Consider the following 19,272-nt stretch of genomic DNA (forward strand, 5'->3'; position numbering starts at 1 on the left):
GTGAGCCGAAGGGCCGCGTCCCGGGCGGCCCGCAAGAAGACGGGGCGGGCCGCCACGACCACGTGTGGCAGCCCGTCCCGCTCGTTCCGGCAGCCCCTCCTCGCGCTCGACGCGCGGGTGTCGGGTCCGTCAGTTGGTGAAGACCTGCACGACCCTGTCCCCGGACGCCGCGACGCCGGTCTTCGTGAAGTTGCAGTTCTTGATGTTGCCCGCGTGGCCCGTGCTGTTGAGCCAGCCGTCCACGTGCGTCTTCTCGTCCACGTTGCCCCAGGCGATGTTCTCCGCGGAGGAGGTGAACGTCGCTCCGGCCTTCTTCAGCCGGTCCGGAACCGTGGAGCCGTCCGACCCCGTGTGGCTGGTGGTCGTGTCGTTCGCGTACTCCTGGGCCGCCGCGGTGAGCTTCGGGTCGACCGTGAGCGGTTGGCAACCAGCGGCCGTACGCGCCTGGTTCACCATGTCGAGGATCTTGTTCGGGTCTGCCACGGACGGGGCAGCGGCCCGAGTGTCCGTCGGCGCCGCTACGGCGGCCGAGGCGGTGCCTACGGCTCCTGCGAACAGGAGCAGCGAGGACGCACACGCGATGGTGCACCTGCGCCGTATGGATCCTGAAGCCATGGGGATACCTTCCTTCTTCCGACAAAGGAGCGGCGAGCGCGGTCGCGTCACCGCTCGACCCCCATCACCGATGATTCTCCGCCGGGCCCCGCCGGCCCGCATCTCCCCGCGATGAAAACGCAGGTCAGGTGGCATATCAAGGGGTGGATGCGGGCCTACCCACTCCAGCGGGTGGGGGCGGCCCGGCGGGCGGCACCGCGCCCGATGCACACTTCGCCGCCGAACGCACCCCGGCCGGTCCTACGTCGACACCCCCTCGAACCTCCCCTGGGACGCGTCCGGTTGCCGCGGCAGGCCGGCCAGGGCCGTGGTGAAGGCGGCGCGGCAGCGCAGCCAGTCCGGGTCCGCCGTGGTGGTGTGCAGATCGGCGAGTTTGGGCAGCAGGTCCGCCGAGAAGGCGCGGGCGGCCTCGGCGGGGAGCAGGGACGGCAGGTTGTCGATGGCGATCACGTCGAGCGGCCGGTCCCCGCCCCGCAGCCGCCGGGCCGGGACCGTCCAGTCCGTGAGCCGGTCGTAGACGGGCAGCAGATGCAGCTCGGACCCGGTGTCACAGGTGATGTCGGCGATGACCGAGAGCCTGCGGGAGTCCGTCTCCAGATCGGCCGGGGTCAGGAGCGGCGGCACGGGCCGGGTGGTGAGGACCGCGTTGATCAGGATGTCGTGCTCCAGCAGCGCGGCCCGGTCCAGGCGGACGGTCGCGGTGCGCCCCCAGCGGGTGACCGGTATCCCCGCCCTGGTGAGGGCGTCGCAGGCGCCGCGTCCGCTACGGCCGCCGGCACCGATCACCAGGGCCCGCAACCCGTCGGGCGAGGGGGTCCGCAGGCGGGTGTCGAGTTCCTCGCGGGCCAGCGGTACGAGGGGGGCGGCGAGCCGGCCGCGGGCGTGCAGCGCGGCCAGGGCGGCCCCCGCGTAACCCGCCCAGTAGCCGAAGGCGGCCAGCCTGCGGCCCTGCGCGTCGGCGAGGTACTCCAGGTCGAGCAGGGTTCCGCCGCCCGCGACGAACCGCCGCAACAGTCCGGAGGCCTGCGCCTGCCCCTTGTAGGCGTGCCCGAAGTAGACGTGGCGGTGGTGGAGGCGCTCGGGCGTGGGCGGGAGTTCCTTCAGGCCGAGGACGTACGCGTCCGCCGGCGCGGCCTCGGCCCAGGATCCGGCCGGGGCCGCCCGGCAGCCGGCGGCGAGGTAGTCGTCGAGGGGGAAGACCCGGTGCGCGGAGTCCTCCACGGTGATCCGTACGCCCTGCCGGACGAGCCGTCCGGCGTCCTCGGGGGTCAGCGGCGCGCGCCGTTCGGTGGGGCGGGTCTCGTTGCGCATCCAGAGCTGCGGAAGATCTGCCATCGCTGTGCCACCTGTCTGCTCAGAGGGGTGGGGACGAGCGGGCGGCGCGCGGCCCGGTGAGGGGTACCGCGCGCTCATGCGATGTCTTTCCGCGCCGTATCCGGCGCACGCGGGATCGGGCCCGGAACTCCGGGCCCGGGAGCACCGTGCGCACCTCCCGGGCGCACGGGTCCCAGGACGGCCGCGGGTGCGTCCGGGCGCCGGGGGCGTGCGCCGTGTGGAGGCCGGCCGTGCGGGTGCGGGCGGGCGCGCGACGGGGCCGGACGCGGGGAGGCGGGGACGCGTCGAGGGCGCGCCGCGGCCCGGGCCCGGCAGGTCGTGCGGGGCGCGCGAAAGGCGTGCGGCGGTGCGCACGCCACACCCGCAGTGGGTGACGTACACACCGCCGCACGCCGGTCGGTGAGGGGGCGTCAGTGCACGAAGGCCGGTTCCTTGGCCGGTTCGGACGCTGCGCCCTTCTTGGCGCCGAGGTGGTTGAAGGCCAGGTTGAGGAGGATCGCCACCACGCAGCCGGTGCTGATGCCGGAGTCGAGGACGACGAGGAGGTCCTTCGGGAAGGCGTGGTAGAACTGCGGCGCGGCGATCGGGATCAGGCCGATGCCGATGGAGGCGGCGACGATGAGGGCGTTCTCGCCCTTCTCCATGGCCGCGCCCGCCAGGGTCTGGATGCCGCTGGCCGCGACGGAGCCGAAGAGGACCACGCCGGCGCCGCCGAGGACGGGCAGCGGGACGACTCCGATGACGGAGGCGGCCATCGGGCACAGGCCCAGCAGGATCAGGATGCCGCCGCCCGCGGCGACGACGAACCGACTGCGCACCTTGGTCATGGCCACGAGGCCGATGTTCTGTGCGAAGGCGCTGCACATGAAGCCGTTGAACAGTGGGCTGATCGCGCTGCCCAGGGTGTCGGCGCGCAGGCCGCCCTCGATGGTCTTCGCGTCGGCGGGCCGGCCCACGATCTTGCCGAGGGCGAGGATGTCGGCGGTGGACTCGGTCATGCACACGAGCATGACGATGCACATCGAGATGATGGCCGCGACCTGGAACTGCGGTGCGCCGAAGTGGAAGGGGGTCGGGAAGCCGACGACGTCCGCGTTGCGGATGGCGTCGAAGTTGGTCATGTTCAGCGGTATCGCGATGAGCGTGCCCGCTATCAGGCCCAGCAGGATGGAGATCTGCTGGAGGAAGCCCCGCAGGAACTTGCGCATCAGCAGGACGATCGCCAGGGTGAGGGCGGCCATGCCGATGTTCTGCATCGAGCCGTAGTCGGGGGCGGCGCTGTTCCCGCCCTGGGACCAGTTGAAGGCCACCGGGAGCAGGGAGACACCGATCAGGGTGATGACGGTGCCGGTGACCACGGGTGGGAAGAAGCGGACGAGCTTCCCGAAGTAGGGGGCGGCGAGGAAGCCGACGAGTCCGGCGACGATGATCGCGCCGAAGATGATGGGGATGGCGTTGTCCCCCTCCCCCTTGCCGATGGCGATCATCGGGGTCACGCCGGCGAACGAGACGCCGTTGACGAAGGGGAGTTTGGCGCCGATCTTCCAGAACCCGAGGGTCTGGAGGAGGGTGGCGAGGCCCGCCGTGAAGAGGGAGGCCCCCATCAGGAAGGCCGTCTCGGTGGCGGAGAGTCCGACGGCCGGGCCGACGATCATGGGCGGGGCGACGACACCCGCGTACATGGCGGCCACGTGCTGGAGGCCGCTGGTGAACATCTTCAGCGGAGGCAAGGTCTCGTCGACCGGGTGCTTCCCCTCCGGTACTACGACTGCATCTTTGCGAAACCTGGGCGTTGCGGCCACGGCTTCCTCCGGTCGGTTAGACACGTCGGCAGGGACGTGGGTGTCATGGAGGTGGTGCGAAAGCGTGCTGGTCGAGCCTGTCTTCAGTTGTGGGTGGCACTTCGACTGCTTGTCCCAAGGGGTGCGGAAACGATTCGCCCAAATCGGTTCCACGGATGGCCCGCGCCGGGGCCGGTGGTGCCGTGGCACGGGCCCGGGGCCTGTGCCGCGGTCGGGTGGTTGTCACGAGTCACCGCCCCCGGGGGCGCCCTCGGATCTCTCCTCGGGCGCTTCCCGGGAACGGCTGCCGCGGACCCCGCTCGGGTCCGCGACCGCCGGTCGGGGGCCGTCCCCCCCGACCGGACTCCGGGGGATCAGGCCTGCGCGGAGATCCGCGCGAGGCGCTGGGCCTCTTGCCGCGTGGACACCGCGATGGCGTCCTCGTCGGCGAAGAGCAGTCGGTTGTTCTCGACGATCTGCTTGCCGTTGACGAACGAGGCCGTCACCGGGGCCGCCGCACCGAAGACCAGCGCGGTGACCGGGTCGGCGATCGAGGAGTGCAGGAGGGTGTTCAGGTTCCACAGGACCAGGTCGGCGCACTTGCCGACCTCCAGCGAACCGATGTTGTCCGCGCGGCCGAGGACCTGGGCACCGCCGTAGGTGCCGAGGCGCAGGGCCTGGCGGGCGTTGAGGGCCCGCTCGCGGTGGACCGGGTTGAGGCGGTTGATCAGCAGCGCGTTGCGCAGCTCGGTGTGCAGTTCACCGGACTCGTTGGAGGCGGTGCCGTCCACGCCGAGGCCGACCGGTACGCCGGCGGCCAGCATGTCCGGGACGCGGGCGATGCCGGCGGCCAGACGGGCGTTGGAGGACGGGCAGTGCGCGACACCGGTCTTGGTGCGGGCGAACGCGGCGATGTCGGAGTCGTTCATGTGGACGCTGTGCGCCATCCACACGTCCTCGCCGAGCCAGCCGGTCGACTCGAAGTAGTCGGTCGGGCCCATGCCGAACAGTTCCTTGCAGAACTGCTCTTCCTCGACGGTCTCGGAGCCGTGCGTGTGCAGGCGCACACCCAGCCGGCGAGCCAGCTCGGCGCCCTGCTTCAGCAGCTCGGTGGAGACGGAGAAGGGGGAGCAGGGGGCGACGGCGACCTGCGTCATCGCGTCGAAGGAGGCGTCGTGGTAGCGCTTGACGGTCGCCTCGGTGTCGGCCAGCGCGCCTTCGAGGGTCTCGACGGCGTGGTCCGGCGGCAGGCCGCCGTCCTTCTCGCTGCGGTCCATCGAGCCGCGGGCGAGGGTGAAGCGGACACCCATCTCGGACGCGGCGCGGATGATCGAGCCGGACAGGTCGCCGGAGTTCGCGGGGAAGACGTAGTGGTGGTCCATCGCGGTGGTCACACCACCCTTGGCCATCGCGGCGAGGGAGCCCTGCGCGGCCGTGTACGTCATCTGCTCGTCGATGCGCGCCCACGTCGGGTACAGCGCGACGAGCCAGTTGAAGAGGTTGTGGTCGGTGGCCAGGCCACGCGTGATCCACTGGTAGAAGTGGTGGTGCGTGTTGACCAGACCGGGAGTCACGAGGTGCCCGGTGCCGTCGATGCGGCGGACTACGTTTTCGAGGTTCGCGGGGGCTTTGCCCGCGCCGACGAACTCGATCCTGTTGCCGGCGAGGACGACGTGACCCGAGGCGTACTCGGTGTCGTTCGCGTCGACCGTCGCGATCGCACAGTTCTCGATGACGATGCGCTCGACGGCGCTGTCAGGGGCTGCCGATGCTGCCATGGGACTTCCTCGTGCTTTCAGTGGCGGTGCGGGCACGGCAAAACCCAGGGGATTTGAGTGCCGGAGCCGGGGGCCTTGGCAGCTGACAGTACTGCCGCCCCGTGTGTTGCGTCCGGGTGCCGATTCAGGAAGTTGTGGGGGTGTCGCGCACCCCGGGGCCACTGCGGAGCCCCGGGGAACGCGTGCCGCGCCCTAGAGGTTGGTCATGTCCACGGGGATACGGGCGTCAACGCCGTCGCGGAGGACCGTCGCCTCGATGAGCCCGTACGGGCGGTCGGCGGCGAAGTACACCTCGTTGTCGTTCTTGAGGCCGAAGGGCTCCAGGTCGACGAGGAAGTGGTGCTTGTTCGGGAGCGAGAAGCGGACTTCGTCGATCTCCGAACGGTGGTTGATGATGCGCGAACCCATCTGGTACAGGGTCTGCTGGAGCGACAGGGAGTAGGTCTCGGCGAAGGCCTGCAGCATGTGCTTGCGGGTCTCGGCGTAGGACTTCTCCCAGTTGGGCATGCGCTGGTCGTCGTCCGACCAGGCGAAGCGCCAGCGGGCCGACACCTGGGTGGCCAGGATGCGGTCGTAGGCCTCCTTCAGCGTCGTGTACTTGTCCTTCACGTAACCCCAGAACTCGGAGTTCGTGGAGTTCATGACGACGAGGTCCTTGAGGCCGGAGATGACCTCCCAGTTCTTGCCGTCGTACGTGATCTGGGTGACGCGGGTCTCGCCGCCGTTGCGGACGAAGGAGTGGTTCACCTCGTCGGAGCCGATGAACTTGGAGTTGGCGTCCGAGGTGGCGATCCGGGACCAGGAGTACTCCTCGATCCGGATGCGGGCCTTCTGGATCGGCTCCTGGCTGTTGACGAACCAGCGCGCCAGGTGGATGCCGAACTGCTCGGCGGACTCGATGCCGTACTCCTTGGCGAACGCGTACACCGTGTTCTTGGTGGTGTCCGTCGGCAGGACGTTGGCATTCGAGCCGGAGTAGTGGACGTCGTCCATGTCGCCGGAGAGGGCGACCGAGACGTTCAGGTCCTTGATGTGGTGGGTGTCGCCGTCCCGCGTGATCTTGACGACGCGGTTCTCTGCTTTGCCGTACTGGTTCTGGCCCAGAATCGTGGCCATGCTAGCTCCCTCGGTAAACGGAGTAGCCGAACGGGTTGAGCAGCAGCGGTACGTGGTAGTGCTCGCCCGGGTTCACCGCGAAGGTGATGGTGACCTCGGGGAAGAACGCACCGCTGTCCCTTACGCGGGGGGCGTCCTGCTGCGCCTCGGCTTGCTTCTTGGAGAAGTACGTCTCGGTCTCGAAGTCGAGACGCACGTGGGTGGTGCCCTCCGGCAGCGCCGGCAGGTCCTTGCAGCGTCCGTCCGCATCGGTGGCGGATCCGCCCAGGGCCGCCCACTCGCCGTCGAGACCCGTACGGGCCGACAGGGAGATGGCGACGCCCTCGGCGGGCTTGCCGATGCTGGTGTCCAGGATGTGAGTGGACACCGAGGCGGTGGTTGCCGTGCTCATGGTCACTCTCCTTCTACGAGTCGGGTCAGGCGGATCTTGTTGATCTTGACGAGCTCGCCGCGGGCGATTTCCCGCTCCTGCTCCGGCGAGTTGTCGATCCGGACCTTGACCGCGTCCCGCATGAACTCACCGGTCGCACCGGTGGCGCAGATGAGGAAGACGTGGCCGAACTTGTCCTGGTAGGCCAGGTTCAGTTCGAGGAGCTCGTTCTTGAGCTCCTCCGAGGCGCCGGCCATGCCGCGCTGCTCGCGGGCGGAGGTCGGGTCCCCCGGCTTCGGCCGGCCGATCGGCGCGTGGCCTCCCATCGCCTCGCCCAGGTCCTCCGCGGTGAGCTCCGCCATGGCGGATTCGTTCGCGGCGAACAGGGAGTCGGCGGTGGCGAAGGGGCGCTGGGCGAGGAGCTTGTCGCCCCACGCCGAGCTGGCGCACACCTCGTGCAGCTCGGCCGTGGCCTCGCTGTCGGCCAAGGCGTTGAACCGGGTGAGACCCGGGGTCGGACTCGAAGTCACGGTAGGCCTCCGTGGCCTGTTGTTGCTTGGACGGGCTGCGCATAGCTAACGCCCTCGACAACACGGCGTCAACACTTTGTTGAAACTTCCCGTACACAAAAGCCGCCGCCCGGGTGAATTGGGCGGCGGCTCGTGACCAATGGTGATCGTGGGTTCACTCTTGGCTGTTCTTGGGCCCTTTCGGAGTGGCCGAATCCCGGTTCAAGTAGTTGTAGACGGTGAAGCGGCTCACGCCCAGCGCTCCGGCGACCGTCTCCACCCCGTGTCGCACGGAGAAGGCGCCCCGCGCCTCCAGTATCCGCACCACGTCCTGCTTGGCCTTGCGGTCCAACTGCGCCAACGGTACGCCGTGCCGGCGCTCCAGGGCGGCCAGGATGTGGTCCAGCGAGTCGGACAGCTGGGGCAGGCGCACCGCCAACAGCTCCCGACCCTCCCAACTCAGCACCACGTCGTCGGGCTGGGCCAGGGTCGGATCCATCAGCTCGCCGCCCATCGCGTCGATCAGCGGCTTGACCGCGGCGACGAAGGGGTGATCACGGGGCTCGGTCACGAGGTCTCCTCCCTGATCACGTTCACCTGGAGCGAGACGCGCGTCGCGCCGGCCTCCAGGGAATCGCGCAGCAGCGCGGCCACGGCGCCCAGCACCCGGTCGGCCTCGCCCTCGGCGGTGTTGCCGAACGGGCCGACGTCCACCGCGTCCAGCTGGGCCTTCTGGATGACCTCGCGAGCGGCCACGGCATGGGCGGGGGCCTCTTCGAGATCGAAGGGCTCGGTCGTGAACTCCACTCTCAATCGCACGCAGGTCAACCTACTGCGCGGTCACGATTTTTCGGGAGTCCGCACTTGACATCGGCGCAGAATCCCATGCAGTCTTCCATCAAGCAGAAAATAACTTCCGCAATACGGAAGGAGCGCACACCCCTCATGGGATACACGGACCAGCGCTTCGATGTAAACCTGTCGATCCTCTTCACGGAACTCCCGCTCCTGGAGCGTCCCGCGGCTGCCGCCGCGGCGGGCTTCACGGCGGTCGAGCTGTGGTGGCCCTGGATCGAGACCCCCACCCCCGCACAGGCTGAGCTCGACGCCCTCAAGAAGGCTCTTGAGGACGCGGGCACCCAGCTCGTGGGCCTGAACTTCTACGCCGGCCAACTGCCGGGCCCGGACCGCGGTGCGGTTTCGGTACCCGGTGACGAGTCGGACCGCTTCAACGCCAACATCAACGTCGCGGCGGACTTCGCCGCCTCGGTGGGTTGCAAGGCGCTGAACGCCCTGTACGGCAACCGCGTCGAAGGCGTGGACCCGGCCGTCCAGGACGAGCTCGCGCTGAAGAACCTGGTCGTGGCCGCCCGTGCCGCCGACCGCGTCGGCGCGATCCTCCTGATCGAGACCCTCAACAAGCCCGAGTCGCCGCTCTACCCCTTGGTGAGCGCGCCGGCCGGCATCGAGGTCGTGGACAAGGTCAACGAGGCCACCGGCCTCGGGAACGCCAAGTTCCTGCTCGACCTGTACCACCTGGCGATGAACGATGAGGACCTCTCCGAGGTCATCGAAAAGTACGCCGCCAAGACCGGTCACGTCCAGATCGCGGACAAGCCCGGACGCGGCGCCCCCGGCACCGGCGAGCTGCCTCTTGAGGCGCTCCTGGACCAGCTGAAGAAGGCCGGATACGAGGGCTGGGTGGGCCTGGAGTACAAGGCGGCCGACGCCGCCGCGTCCTTCGCATGGCTGCCCGCCGAGGCCCGCGCCGCCCGATAGGCGGACAAAGTCCAGGCGATCAGCCAGGCACCCCCCGCACTTTTCGTACAAAGCATTAAGAGAAGGACCCTCATCATGAGCAACCTCCCCAAGATCGCCTGGATCGGTCTCGGAATCATGGGCTCCCCCATGGCCGAGAACCTCCTGAAGGCCGGCTACACGGTCACCGGCTTCACGCTGGAGCAGGACAAGCTGGACCGCCTGGCCGCCGCCGGCGGCAGCGCGGCCGGCTCGATCGCCGAGGCCGTCAAGGACGCCGACGTCATCATCACGATGGTGCCCGCCTCCCCGCAGGTCGAGGCCATCTCCTACGGTGAGAACGGCATCCTGGAGAACGCGAAGTCCGGTGCGCTGATCGTCGACATGTCGTCGATCACCCCGCAGACCTCGATCGACCTCGCGAAGAACGCCGCCGAGAAGGGCATCCGCGTCATCGACGCCCCGGTGTCCGGTGGCGAGGCCGGTGCCATCGAGGCCGTCCTGTCGATCATGGTGGGTGGCGAGCAGGCCGACTTCGACGAGGCCCTGCCGGTCCTGGAGACCCTCGGCAAGACCATCGTCCTGTGCGGTCCGCACGGCTCCGGCCAGACGGTGAAGGCCGCCAACCAGCTCATCGTCGCGGTGAACATCCAGGCGTGCGCCGAGGCCGTCGTCTTCCTTGAGAAGTCGGGCGTGAACCTCCAGGCCGCCCTGGACGTCCTCAACGGCGGTCTGGCCGGTTCCACGGTCCTGACCCGCAAGAAGGACAACTTCCTGAACCGCGACTTCAAGCCCGGTTTCCGGATCGACCTGCACCACAAGGACATGGGCATCGTCACCGACGCCGCCCGCAACGTCGGTGCGGCCCTTCCGGTCGGCGCGGTCGTCGCCCAGCTGGTCGCCTCGCTGCGCGCCCAGGGCGACGGCGGCCTGGACCACTCCGCGCTGCTGCGCGCCGTCGAGCGCCTCTCCGGCGACCAGGTCTGATCCCGCCGCGGCCCGCCCCGCGGGCCGCTCCTCCCCTCACGGGGACCCCGAGTGTCCGGATGGTGCCGGTGCTGACACCTGTCCTGTCGCGCCCAAGCACCGGCACCGTCCGGATTTCCTCTCCTCCAATCTTTGTTCAACAAACTGTTGACGTCGCGTTCGAGCCGAATTTAGGCTGTTCCGCATGACGGAAGACCGATTCCGTCAGCAGTTATCCGTACGGAAGGTCACCATGTCGAAGCGCACGCTGACGACCGAGTCCGGCGCCCCGGTCGCCGACAATCAGAACTCCGCCACCGCCGGCGTCGGTGGCCCGCTCCTGGTCCAGGACCAGCAGCTCCTCGAAAAGCTTGCCCGCTTCAACCGTGAGCGCATCCCGGAGCGCGTGGTGCACGCCCGCGGTTCCGCCGCGTACGGCCACTTCGAGGTGACGGACGACGTCACCGCGTACACCAGCGCCGCGTTCCTGAACACGGTCGGCAAGAAGACCGAGACCTTCCTGCGGTTCTCCACCGTCGCGGACTCCCTCGGTGGCGCGGACGCCGTCCGCGACCCGCGCGGCTTCGCGCTGAAGTTCTACACCGAAGAGGGCAACTACGACCTCGTCGGCAACAACACCCCGGTGTTCTTCATCAAGGACCCGATCAAGTTCCCCGACTTCATCCACTCCCAGAAGCGCGACCCCTTCACGGGCAAGCAGGAGCCGGACAACGTCTGGGACTTCTGGGCGCACGCCCCCGAGGCGACGCACCAGATCACCTGGCTGATGGGTGACCGCGGCATCCCGGCGTCCTACCGCCACATGAACGGCTACGGTTCGCACACCTACCAGTGGACGAACGAGCAGGGCGAGTCCTTCTTCGTCAAGTACCACTTCAAGACGAACCAGGGCATCCGCTGCCTGTCGGGCGACCAGGCCGCCGAGCTCATAGGCAAGGACGCCAACTCGCACCAGACCGACCTGCTCCAGGCGATCGAGCGCGGCGTGAACCCGAGCTGGACCCTCTACGTCCAGATCATGCCCGCCGCCGAGGCCGCGGACTACCGCTTCAACCCGTTCGACCTCACCAAGGTGTGGCCGCACAGCGACTACCCGCTGCAGCGCGTGGGCCGTCTGGTCCTCGACCGCAACCCGGACAACGTCTTCGCCGAGGTCGAGCAGTCGGCGTTCTCCCCGAACAACTTCGTCCCGGGCATCACCGCCTCGCCGGACAAGATGCTCCAGGGCCGCCTCTTCGCCTACGCCGACGCCCAGCGCTACCGCCTCGGTGTGAACCACACCGTGCTGCCGGTCAACGCCCCGAAGGCGACGAAGGCCGACAACTACGGCCGCGACGGCGTCATGGCGCTGCGCAACGGCTCGCGCCACGACAAGAACTACGAGCCCAACTCGTACCAGGGTCCGGCCGAGACCGGTCTCGCGCTCGGCGCCCCGAAGGCCGTCTCCGGCTGGACCGGCACCCACGAGGCCCCGGCCCACACCAAGGATGACAACTTCTTCCAGGCCGGCGAGCTGTACCGGCTGATGTCGGAGGCCGAGAAGGAGCGTCTGGTGGCGAACATCGCCGGCGGTCTCTCCCAGGTCACCCTGGAGGACGTCATCGAGAAGAACCTGGCTCACTTCCACGCCGCCGACGCCGACTACGGCAAGCGCGTCGAGGAGGCCGTCCGCGCCCTGCGCGACGCCTGAGCCTGAAAGCTGTACCGGGGGCCTGACGGGAGGTCAGGCCCCGGGTGCTGAGCCCGACCCGTGGACCCGGATGAGGGGTGGTACGCGGTGAGGGCAGGACGAGGACCGTGGCGAGCGTGCGAGCCAGTGCGGTGGTAATGGGTTCCGAGGCCCGTCTCTTGACCTGAGGGAGACGACGCCGGAGTTCTCGTCGCCCGCCCGCCACGGTCCCAGCCACATCCTCCTCGTAAGAGGGGCTACGCACAGAGCCCCCTCCTACGGGAGAGGACAACCTCCCCCCGGCACTCCGCCCGGCGGTGCGAACGTCCTGTCGCGCCAGCCTCGCCCCGTCGGGCGGTACCAAACCAGAGCGCCGAGTCACGGACGGTCCCGTGACTCGGCGCTTTGTCGTGTGCGATGCCCGGTGGGCGGTGTCCGCCGTGCCGGTGCCCGGTCAGACGCGGTCGGCGGACGCGTGTGCGTCGTCGCCGGGCGCCCTCCGCAGCGCCTCGCGGTCGAAGATCAGCATGCCGAGGAAGAACAGCCCTCCCAGCAGGAGCAGGCCGGCCACGATCACCACGGAGACCAGTGCCTCCGCGGGCGCCACCAGGACGAACAGCGCCAGGAGCGTCCACACCAGTGCGCAGACCGCGACGGGAAGCTCCAGACGGCCGAGGCCGAAGGCGCCCTCCTGGCGGCCGAGCCGGCGGCGCACAGCCATGTAGAGGACGATCGTCGCGCCGTAGATGAGGGCCGGGAGGATCGTCGACGCGGTGATCAGCTCCAGCAGCGCGGCGCCGGGCAGTCCGACCATCAGGACGACACCGAGCCCGAGGATCAGGAGGGTCGCGGGGATCGGCGTCCGTGTACGCGGGTTGACCCGGCGCATCGTGCGGTACGCGGGGAACCGGCCGTCGCGCGACATCGCGTAGACGAGGCGCGAGCAGGCGACCATCACGACGACCCCGGCGCCGAAGAACGCGAACGAGATCGCGACCAGCAGCCCGCTCTCCGCCGCCGGACCGAGGCGCTCGCGCAGGATCGCCGCGACGGGCGAGGGGTCGGCGCTGATCCGCGGCAGGTCCTCGATCGCGACGGTGAGCGTGATCAGGAAGAGCATGCCGAGGACCCCGGCCGCCACGACCGACCCCACGATGGCGCGCGGGACGCTGCGGTAGGGGTCCTTGGCCTCCTCCGCCAGGTTGGCCGCGGAGTCGAACCCGACGAGGGTCGCCAGCCCCATGATCATGGCGAGCATCAGCCCGCCCCCGACGCCGAAGTAGTCCGGGGCGTGGACGGCGACGCCCCGCGAGGTGAGGTTGCCGGTCGAGCCCCCGCCCGCGACGAGCACGGCGACGACGAGGGCGGCGGCCACCAGCACCACGAGGATCACTTCGAGTCCCACCGCGACCGAGTTGATCCAACTGACCAGGCGCGTCGAGGCGATGGCCACCAGGGCCTGGACGGCCAGCACCACCACCGTGATCAGGCGCGCCGTGCCCTCTTCCGGCGCGAGGCCGACGAGCGGCATGAACGCCTGCGAGGCGAGGGCGCTGTCCATGGCCACCACGGCGATCGCCAGGTAGCAGAAGGTCAGCCAGCCGAACCACCAGCCCGTGCGCGGGCTCGCCAGCCGTGAGGCCCACTGGTAGGAGGAGCCGCTCAGCGGGATGCGGGCCGCGAACTGCGCGACGACCAGCGCGACCAGGGTCTGCCCCACCGCCGCGACGATCCAGAGCCAGATCCCGACCGGCCCGGAGGTCAGCAGCACCTGGTCGTACGTCGCGAAGATCCCGACCGCCACCGAGATGAACGCGAACGAGATCGCGAACACCTGGAACGAGCCGAGGGTGCGTTTCAGTTCCTGTCGGTAGCCGCCGGGCCCGTCGGGGGCGCCGCCGTCCCGTCCGCCCGTAGGAGCCTGTGCCACCTCGGCCACCGCCTCTCCGCGCCCTGGGGTCGGGGGCCCGGGGCCCGGCCAGTGTGCCCCCGCGGCCGCCCGCGTTCCGCACCCGCGGGCCCGACGCGCACGGCCGGGCCCCGAACGGGCGCCGCGGACCGCAGACCACCTGCCCCCCGCGACGCGGCCGGCCCCCGCCGCTCCTGGTGGAGTGACGGGGGCCGGCGGGTGGTGCGGGGTGATCAGACCTGGAGGGCCTTGATCGCGGTCGGGGCGTGGCCCGGCTCGGTCGCGAGCTCTTCGAACTCGGTGACGTCGCTCATGTCGACCGTCTTGCTCATCGCGATGTTGGTGATGCGCTCCAGGATGGCCTCGACGACGACCGGGACCTGGAACTCCTGGGCCAGCTTCTTGGCCTCCTCGAAGGCCTCGCCCAGCTTGTCCGGGTCGGTGACGCGGATGGCCTTGACGCCCAGGCCCTCGGCGACCTTGACGTGGTCGACGCCGTAGACGCCCAGCTCGGGGGTGTTGATGTTCTCGAATTCGAGGTTGACCTCGAAGTTGATGCCGAGGCCGCCCTGCGCCTGACGGATCAGACCCAGGTAGGCGTTGTTCACGAGGACGTGGACGTAGGGGACCTTGTGCTGGGCGGCGACCGCCAGCTCCTCGATCATGAACTGGAAGTCGTAGTCGCCCGAGAGCGCGACGATCGGGGTCTCCGGCTCGGCGGTGGCGGCACCGATCGCGGCCGGGATGGTCCAGCCGAGCGGGCCGGCCTGGCCGCAGTTGATCCAGTTGCGCGGGCGGTAGACGTGCAGGAACTGCGCGGCGGCGATCTGCGAGAGCCCGATGGTGGTGACGTAGCGGGTCTCGGGACCGAACGCCTTGTTCATCTCCTCGTAGACGCGCTGCGGCTTCAGGGGGATGTTGTCGAAGTGCGTACGGCGCTGCAGGGTCGCCTTGCGGTCCTGCGCCGAGGCGGTCCAGGCGGAGAAGTCCGGCAGCTTGCCCTCGGCCTTGAGCTCCTTGGCGATCTCGATGAAGAGCTCCAGCGCGGCCTTGGCGTCGGAGGCGATGCCGAAGTCCGGGGCGAAGATCTTGCCGAGCTGCGTGGGCTCGATGTCGACGTGGACGAACTTGCGGCCCTTGGTGTAGGCGTCCAGGTTGTAACCGGTGTGACGGTTGGCCCAGCGGTTGCCGATGCCGAAGACGAAGTCCGACTCCAGGAACGTCGCGTTGCCGTAGCGGTGCGCGGTCTGGACACCGACCATGCCGGCGGCCAGCTCGTGGTCGTCCGGGATGGTGCCCCAGCCCATCAGGGTGGAGATGACGGGAACGTTGACCAGCTCGGCGAACTCGACCAGCAGGTCGGAGGCGTCGGCGTTGATGATGCCGCCACCGGCGACGATCAGCGGGCGCTCCGACTCCAGCAGGAACTGCAGGGCCTTGGCGGCCTGGGCGCGGGTGGCCTGCGGCTTGTAGACCGGCAGCGGCGCGTAGGTCTCCGGGTCGAACTCGATCTCGGTCAGCTGGACGTCGATCGGGAGGTCGATCAGGACCGGGCCCGGACGGCCGGAGCGCATCAGGTGGAAGGCCTCCTGGAACACGCCCGGGACCTGCGCGGCCTCCAGGACGGTCGTGGCCTTCTTGGTGACGGGCTTGGCGATCGAGGCGATGTCGACGGCCTGGAAGTCCTCCTTGTGGAGCTTCGAGACCGGGGCCTGACCGGTGATGCACAGGATCGGGATGGAGTCCGCGATCGCCGAGTACAGGCCGGTGATCATGTCGGTGCCGGCGGGGCCGGAGGTACCGATGCAGACACCGATGTTGCCGGCCTTGGCACGCGTGTACCCCTCGGCCATGTGCGAGGCGCCCTCGACGTGGCGGGCGAGCGTGTGGCTGATGCCGCCCACGTTCTTGAGCTCGCGGTAGAACGGGTTGATCGCTGCGCCGGGCACGCCGAAGGCTTGCGAAACGCCCTCAAGCTTGAGGATCTCCACTGCAGCGGCGGCGGCTGTCATACGGGGCATCGAGTTCTCCTGCGGGTCCGACGGTCAGGCTTTTCCGTAATCCGGAAGTTTTGTTCTGCTATACGGAACAAGCTAAGCGGCGGCTTGTCGCACGTCAAGGCGGGAGGACACCCCGGAACGCACCAAAAGCCGCATCTGTTTCGGTGAGTTGCACAAATGACCGGGCCGCCGGCTCGATTCCGGGGCAATCCGCGGGCCGGCACGCCCCCTCGGTCGCGGGTGGTGGAGCATGGACCTACGCACAGCGACGAGGGGGTCCTTTTCACATGGCGGAAGCGGTACCGGTGCGCTGCCCGGAGTGCATGCGCGAGAACGGCTACACCTCACCGGTCTTCCCCTGCGCCTGCGGGAGCCCGGTCACACCGGCGCTGGACCTGACCGCGCCACCGCTCACGCTCACGCACCGCACCTGGTCGCAGAGCTGGGTGACCGTGCGGTGCGGGGCCTGCGGGCGGGACAGCGAATGGCCGCACCCGGAGGTGGGGTGCGGATCGTGCGGAACGGTGGTGCTGATCCCGGTCCACCCGCCCGAGGCGCGGCGGGCCGCTCCCGCGGACGACGCCGACCGGGTCGGTGGTGCGACGCCGCCGACCGCCACCCCATCCGCCGCACCCCCGGCACCCGGGCGCCCCGGCGCGGGTGCGGGTGCGGGGGCGGACGTGGGTGGGGGCCCGGGTGCGGGTGCGGGCGGGAGGCCACCGGTGCCGCGGCCCGCGTTCCGGCCGGTGACCATCCGCACGGCCCGGGACGCGGTGGCGACGGCCGCGCTGTACCTGCGGTGGCTCGGCTTCCAGGACGTCCGCCGGCCGGACGGGCTGCCCATCCCGTCGGCCGCGGTGGACCTGCGGGCACCCGGAGTCGTCGCGCAGGTGGATCCGACGACGACCCCGGCCGGACTACGGGCCGTGGAGTGCGTCTGGCTGAACGGTCTGACGGCCTCCGCGACGAGCGTCTACTTCTCCCTCGCCGGGTATACGGAGGACGCCCGCAGCCGGGCGGACGACCTGGGCATACCGCTGTTCGTCATGGACCTGACCGGCATGCCGCAGCCGGTCAACGACCCGGCGGACGAACTCGTCGCGACGGGGGCCTAGGCTCGGAGATCGTTGTCGTCGACACCGTAGGCATTGGCATCGGTGTTGCCGCTGCCACTGTTGTCGCTGTTGTTCCTGTCATTGCTTTTATTGCTGTTGTTGCTGTTGTTGCCGCCCCGCCGAGGAGAGCCCGATGAGCCTGTACGACATCCCGCTGACCACCCTTGCCGACGAACCGACGAGCCTCGCGGCCCACAAGGGCAAGGCCATCCTGCTGGTGAACACCGCCTCGCAGTGCGGCCTCACCCCCCAGTACTCGGGTCTGGCCCGCCTGCAGTTCAAGTACGAGGAGAAGGGCTTCACCGTCATCGGCGTGCCCTGCAACCAGTTCGGTGGCCAGGAGCCCGGCAACGCCGAGGACATCCAGACCTTCTGCGCGGCCGGCTTCGGCGTGACCTTCCCGATGCTGGAGAAGACCGAGGTCAACGGCGAGAACCGGCACCCGCTCTACCAGGAGCTGGTCCGGACTCCGGACGCCGACGGTGAGGCGGGGGACATCCAGTGGAACTTCGAGAAGTTCCTGATCTCCCCCGCCGGCGAGGTCGTCGCGCGCTTCCGCCCGCGCACCGAGCCCGAGGCCCCCGAGGTCATCGCCGCCATCGAGGCGCAGCTCCCGGCCTGAGGCCGCAGGCCCCCGTACGTCCGCTCAGCGCAGGTCGGCCTCGTCGTACTCCCCCGCGGAGCCGGCCGCGGTGAGCTCCCGCAACTCCACCCGCCGGATCTTGCCGGACACGGTCTTGGGCAGTTCGGCGAACTCGATGCGGCGGATCCGCTTGTACGGGGAGAGGACCGCCCGGGAGTGCTCGAAGAGCACCCGGGCGGTCTCCTTGTCCGGCTCCCAGCCCTCCGCGAGGGTGATGTACGCCTTCGGGACGGAGAGCCGCAGCTCGTCCGGCGCCGGTACGACGGCCGCCTCGACGACGGCCTCGTGTTCCAGTAGGGCGCTCTCCAACTCGAACGGACTGATCTTGTAGTCGGAGGCCTTGAACACGTCGTCGGCGCGCCCGACGTAGGTCAGATAGCCGTCCGCGTCGCGGGCTGCGATGTCACCCGTGCGGTAGAGCCCGTCCGCCATGGCCTCGGCGGTGCGGCTCGGGTCGTCGCGGTAGCCGGTCATCACCCCGGCAGGGCGGGTGCGCAGGTCGACGCAGAGCTCGCCCTCGTCGGGCGACGGCTCACCGGTGACGGCGTCCAGCAGCACGATCGTGTAGCCAGGCGCCGGCCGGCCCATGGAGCCGGGCTTGACGGGGACACCGGGGAAGTTGCCCACCTGCAGCGTGGTCTCCGTCTGGCCGAAGCCGTCGCGGATGGTGACGCCCCAGGCCTCCCGTACCCGCTCGATGACCTCGGGGTTGAGCGGCTCGCCGGCCGCGACGACCTCGCGCGGCGGCTTCCGCAGTCGGGTGAGGTCGGACTGGATCAACATCCGCCAGACGGTGGGCGGTGCGCAGAAGGTGGTGACGCCGCCCCGGTCCATCTCGGCCATCAGCCGCTCCGCGTCGAAGCGGGCGTAGTTGTGGACGAAGACGGTGGCGCCGGCGTTCCACGGCGCGAAGAGGTTGGACCAGGCGTGCTTGGCCCAACCGGGCGAGGCGATGTTGAGGTGCACGTCGCCGGGGCGCAGCCCGAGCCAGTACATGGTCGACAGGTGCCCGACCGGGTACGAGGCGTGCGTGTGCTCGACCAGCTTGGGGCGGTCGGTGGTGCCCGAGGTGAAGTACAGCATCAGCGGGTCGGTGGCTAGGGTCTCGCCGTCCGGACGGAACTCCCGGTCGGCCCGGCGCATGTCCTCCAGCCGCCGCCACCCGGTGGGCACGTCCTCCCCCGCGGCGATCCGGGTGTAGGTGCCCGGCACCTCGTCGAACTTGGGGGTGTCCTCGGTGCGGGCGATGACGTGGCGGACCGCTCCGCGCTCCACCCGGTCGCGCAGGTCGGCCGGCCCGAGCAGGGGGGTCGCGGGGATGACGACGGCGCGGAGCTTCATCGCGGCGAGCATCACCTCCCACAGTTCGACCTGGTTGCCGAGCATGACCAGGATCCGGTCGCCGGCCTCCACGCCCTGGGCCCGGAGCCAGTTCGCGGCCGCCGCGGAGCGGGCGCTCAGGTCCTCGAACGAGACGCTGCGGCCGGTGCCGTCCTCCTCCACGATGCGCAGCGCGTCGGCGGCGTTGTCGGTCGCGATCCGGTCGAACCAGTCGAGTGCCCAGTTGAACCGCTCCGGGCGGGGCCAGGTGAATCCGGTGTGGGCGGCGTCGTAGTCCCCGCGGTGCGCGAGCAGGAAGTCCCGCGCGGCGAGGAAGCTGTCGGTGGCGCTGTTCTCCGTCATGACA

17 protein-coding genes are annotated in these 19,272 nt (G+C 69.7%); 5 read left to right on the forward strand and 12 right to left on the reverse strand.

What is annotated here, in order from left to right; genetic code table 11:
• Nucleotides 1-129 precede the first annotated feature (129 nt).
• From ACZ58N_RS32010 to ACZ58N_RS32050, 9 genes are all read right to left on the reverse strand, one after another.
• Complete coding sequence (locus ACZ58N_RS32010) at nt 130-615, reverse strand: CAP domain-containing protein (protein ID WP_471167026.1); 486 nt, start codon at nt 613-615, stop codon at nt 130-132.
• Between the two features lie 240 nt (nt 616-855).
• Nucleotides 856-1,950, reverse strand: a complete 1,095-nt coding sequence (locus ACZ58N_RS32015) for a saccharopine dehydrogenase (RefSeq protein WP_471167028.1) — start codon at nt 1,948-1,950, stop codon at nt 856-858.
• Between the two features lie 410 nt (nt 1,951-2,360).
• Nucleotides 2,361-3,752: a nucleobase:cation symporter-2 family protein gene (locus ACZ58N_RS32020; RefSeq protein WP_471167031.1), complete on the reverse strand. Its 1,392-nt coding sequence runs from the start codon at nt 3,750-3,752 to the stop codon at nt 2,361-2,363.
• Between the two features lie 353 nt (nt 3,753-4,105).
• Nucleotides 4,106-5,509: an 8-oxoguanine deaminase gene (locus tag ACZ58N_RS32025; RefSeq protein ID WP_471167034.1), complete on the reverse strand. Its 1,404-nt coding sequence runs from the start codon at nt 5,507-5,509 to the stop codon at nt 4,106-4,108.
• Nucleotides 5,510-5,701: 192 nt separating this feature from the next.
• Nucleotides 5,702-6,625 (reverse strand): factor-independent urate hydroxylase, encoded by a 924-nt coding sequence (pucL, locus tag ACZ58N_RS32030; RefSeq protein ID WP_388902632.1) that lies wholly within the window; start codon nt 6,623-6,625, stop codon nt 5,702-5,704.
• 1 nt (nt 6,626) lies between these two features.
• On the reverse strand, nt 6,627-7,016 hold the full coding sequence (uraH, locus tag ACZ58N_RS32035) for a hydroxyisourate hydrolase (protein ID WP_281204049.1): 390 nt from the start codon (nt 7,014-7,016) through the stop codon (nt 6,627-6,629).
• 2 nt (nt 7,017-7,018) lie between these two features.
• On the reverse strand, nt 7,019-7,525 hold the full coding sequence (uraD, locus tag ACZ58N_RS32040; protein ID WP_471167039.1) for a 2-oxo-4-hydroxy-4-carboxy-5-ureidoimidazoline decarboxylase: 507 nt from the start codon (nt 7,523-7,525) through the stop codon (nt 7,019-7,021).
• Nucleotides 7,526-7,679: 154 nt separating this feature from the next.
• Nucleotides 7,680-8,075: a helix-turn-helix domain-containing protein gene (locus ACZ58N_RS32045; RefSeq protein WP_471167041.1), complete on the reverse strand. Its 396-nt coding sequence runs from the start codon at nt 8,073-8,075 to the stop codon at nt 7,680-7,682.
• A complete protein-coding gene (locus ACZ58N_RS32050) occupies nt 8,072-8,323 on the reverse strand; it encodes a thiamine-binding protein (protein ID WP_471167044.1) in 252 nt (83 codons plus the stop codon). Before ACZ58N_RS32050 ends, ACZ58N_RS32045 begins: the two co-directional genes overlap by 4 nt.
• Before the next feature lie 126 nt (nt 8,324-8,449).
• Here ACZ58N_RS32050 and ACZ58N_RS32055 point away from each other — a divergent pair, with 126 nt between their 5' ends.
• From ACZ58N_RS32055 to ACZ58N_RS32065, 3 genes are all read left to right on the forward strand, one after another.
• On the forward strand, nt 8,450-9,283 hold the full coding sequence (locus ACZ58N_RS32055) for a TIM barrel protein (protein ID WP_471167046.1): 834 nt from the start codon (nt 8,450-8,452) through the stop codon (nt 9,281-9,283).
• A 75-nt stretch (nt 9,284-9,358) separates the two neighbouring features.
• Complete coding sequence (locus ACZ58N_RS32060) at nt 9,359-10,249, forward strand: 2-hydroxy-3-oxopropionate reductase (RefSeq protein WP_471167048.1); 891 nt, start codon at nt 9,359-9,361, stop codon at nt 10,247-10,249.
• A gap of 232 nt (nt 10,250-10,481) precedes the next feature.
• Nucleotides 10,482-11,939 carry a catalase gene (locus ACZ58N_RS32065; RefSeq protein WP_471167113.1) on the forward strand — a complete coding sequence of 486 codons (1,458 nt, stop codon included), beginning with the start codon at nt 10,482-10,484 and terminating at the stop codon, nt 11,937-11,939.
• 433 nt (nt 11,940-12,372) lie between these two features.
• Here the strand turns inward: ACZ58N_RS32065 and ACZ58N_RS32070 are convergent, their stop codons facing one another.
• Together ACZ58N_RS32070 and gcl are read right to left on the reverse strand one after the other, a co-directional pair.
• Nucleotides 12,373-13,857: an APC family permease gene (locus ACZ58N_RS32070; protein ID WP_471167051.1), complete on the reverse strand. Its 1,485-nt coding sequence runs from the start codon at nt 13,855-13,857 to the stop codon at nt 12,373-12,375.
• 203 nt (nt 13,858-14,060) lie between these two features.
• Nucleotides 14,061-15,848, reverse strand: coding sequence for a glyoxylate carboligase (gene gcl / locus ACZ58N_RS32075; protein WP_389710420.1), 1,788 nt, complete (start codon nt 15,846-15,848; stop codon nt 14,061-14,063).
• A gap of 266 nt (nt 15,849-16,114) precedes the next feature.
• On the opposite strand from gcl, the gene ACZ58N_RS32080 reads away from it, so the two are divergent.
• Nucleotides 16,115-16,942 carry a hypothetical protein gene (locus ACZ58N_RS32080; RefSeq protein ID WP_471167055.1) on the forward strand — a complete coding sequence of 276 codons (828 nt, stop codon included), beginning with the start codon at nt 16,115-16,117 and terminating at the stop codon, nt 16,940-16,942.
• Between the two features lie 133 nt (nt 16,943-17,075).
• Complete coding sequence (locus tag ACZ58N_RS32085; protein ID WP_389710423.1) at nt 17,076-17,564, forward strand: glutathione peroxidase; 489 nt, start codon at nt 17,076-17,078, stop codon at nt 17,562-17,564.
• Nucleotides 17,565-17,588: 24 nt separating this feature from the next.
• Here ACZ58N_RS32085 and ACZ58N_RS32090 read toward each other — a convergent pair whose 3' ends face one another.
• The gene (locus ACZ58N_RS32090) at nt 17,589-19,268 is read right to left on the reverse strand and encodes an AMP-binding protein (RefSeq protein WP_471167057.1); all 1,680 of its coding nucleotides are present in this window, start codon (nt 19,266-19,268) and stop codon (nt 17,589-17,591) included.
• Between the last annotated feature and the right edge of the window lie 4 nt (nt 19,269-19,272).

It is taken from the genome of Streptomyces sp. NPDC040432 (assembly GCF_055595445.1).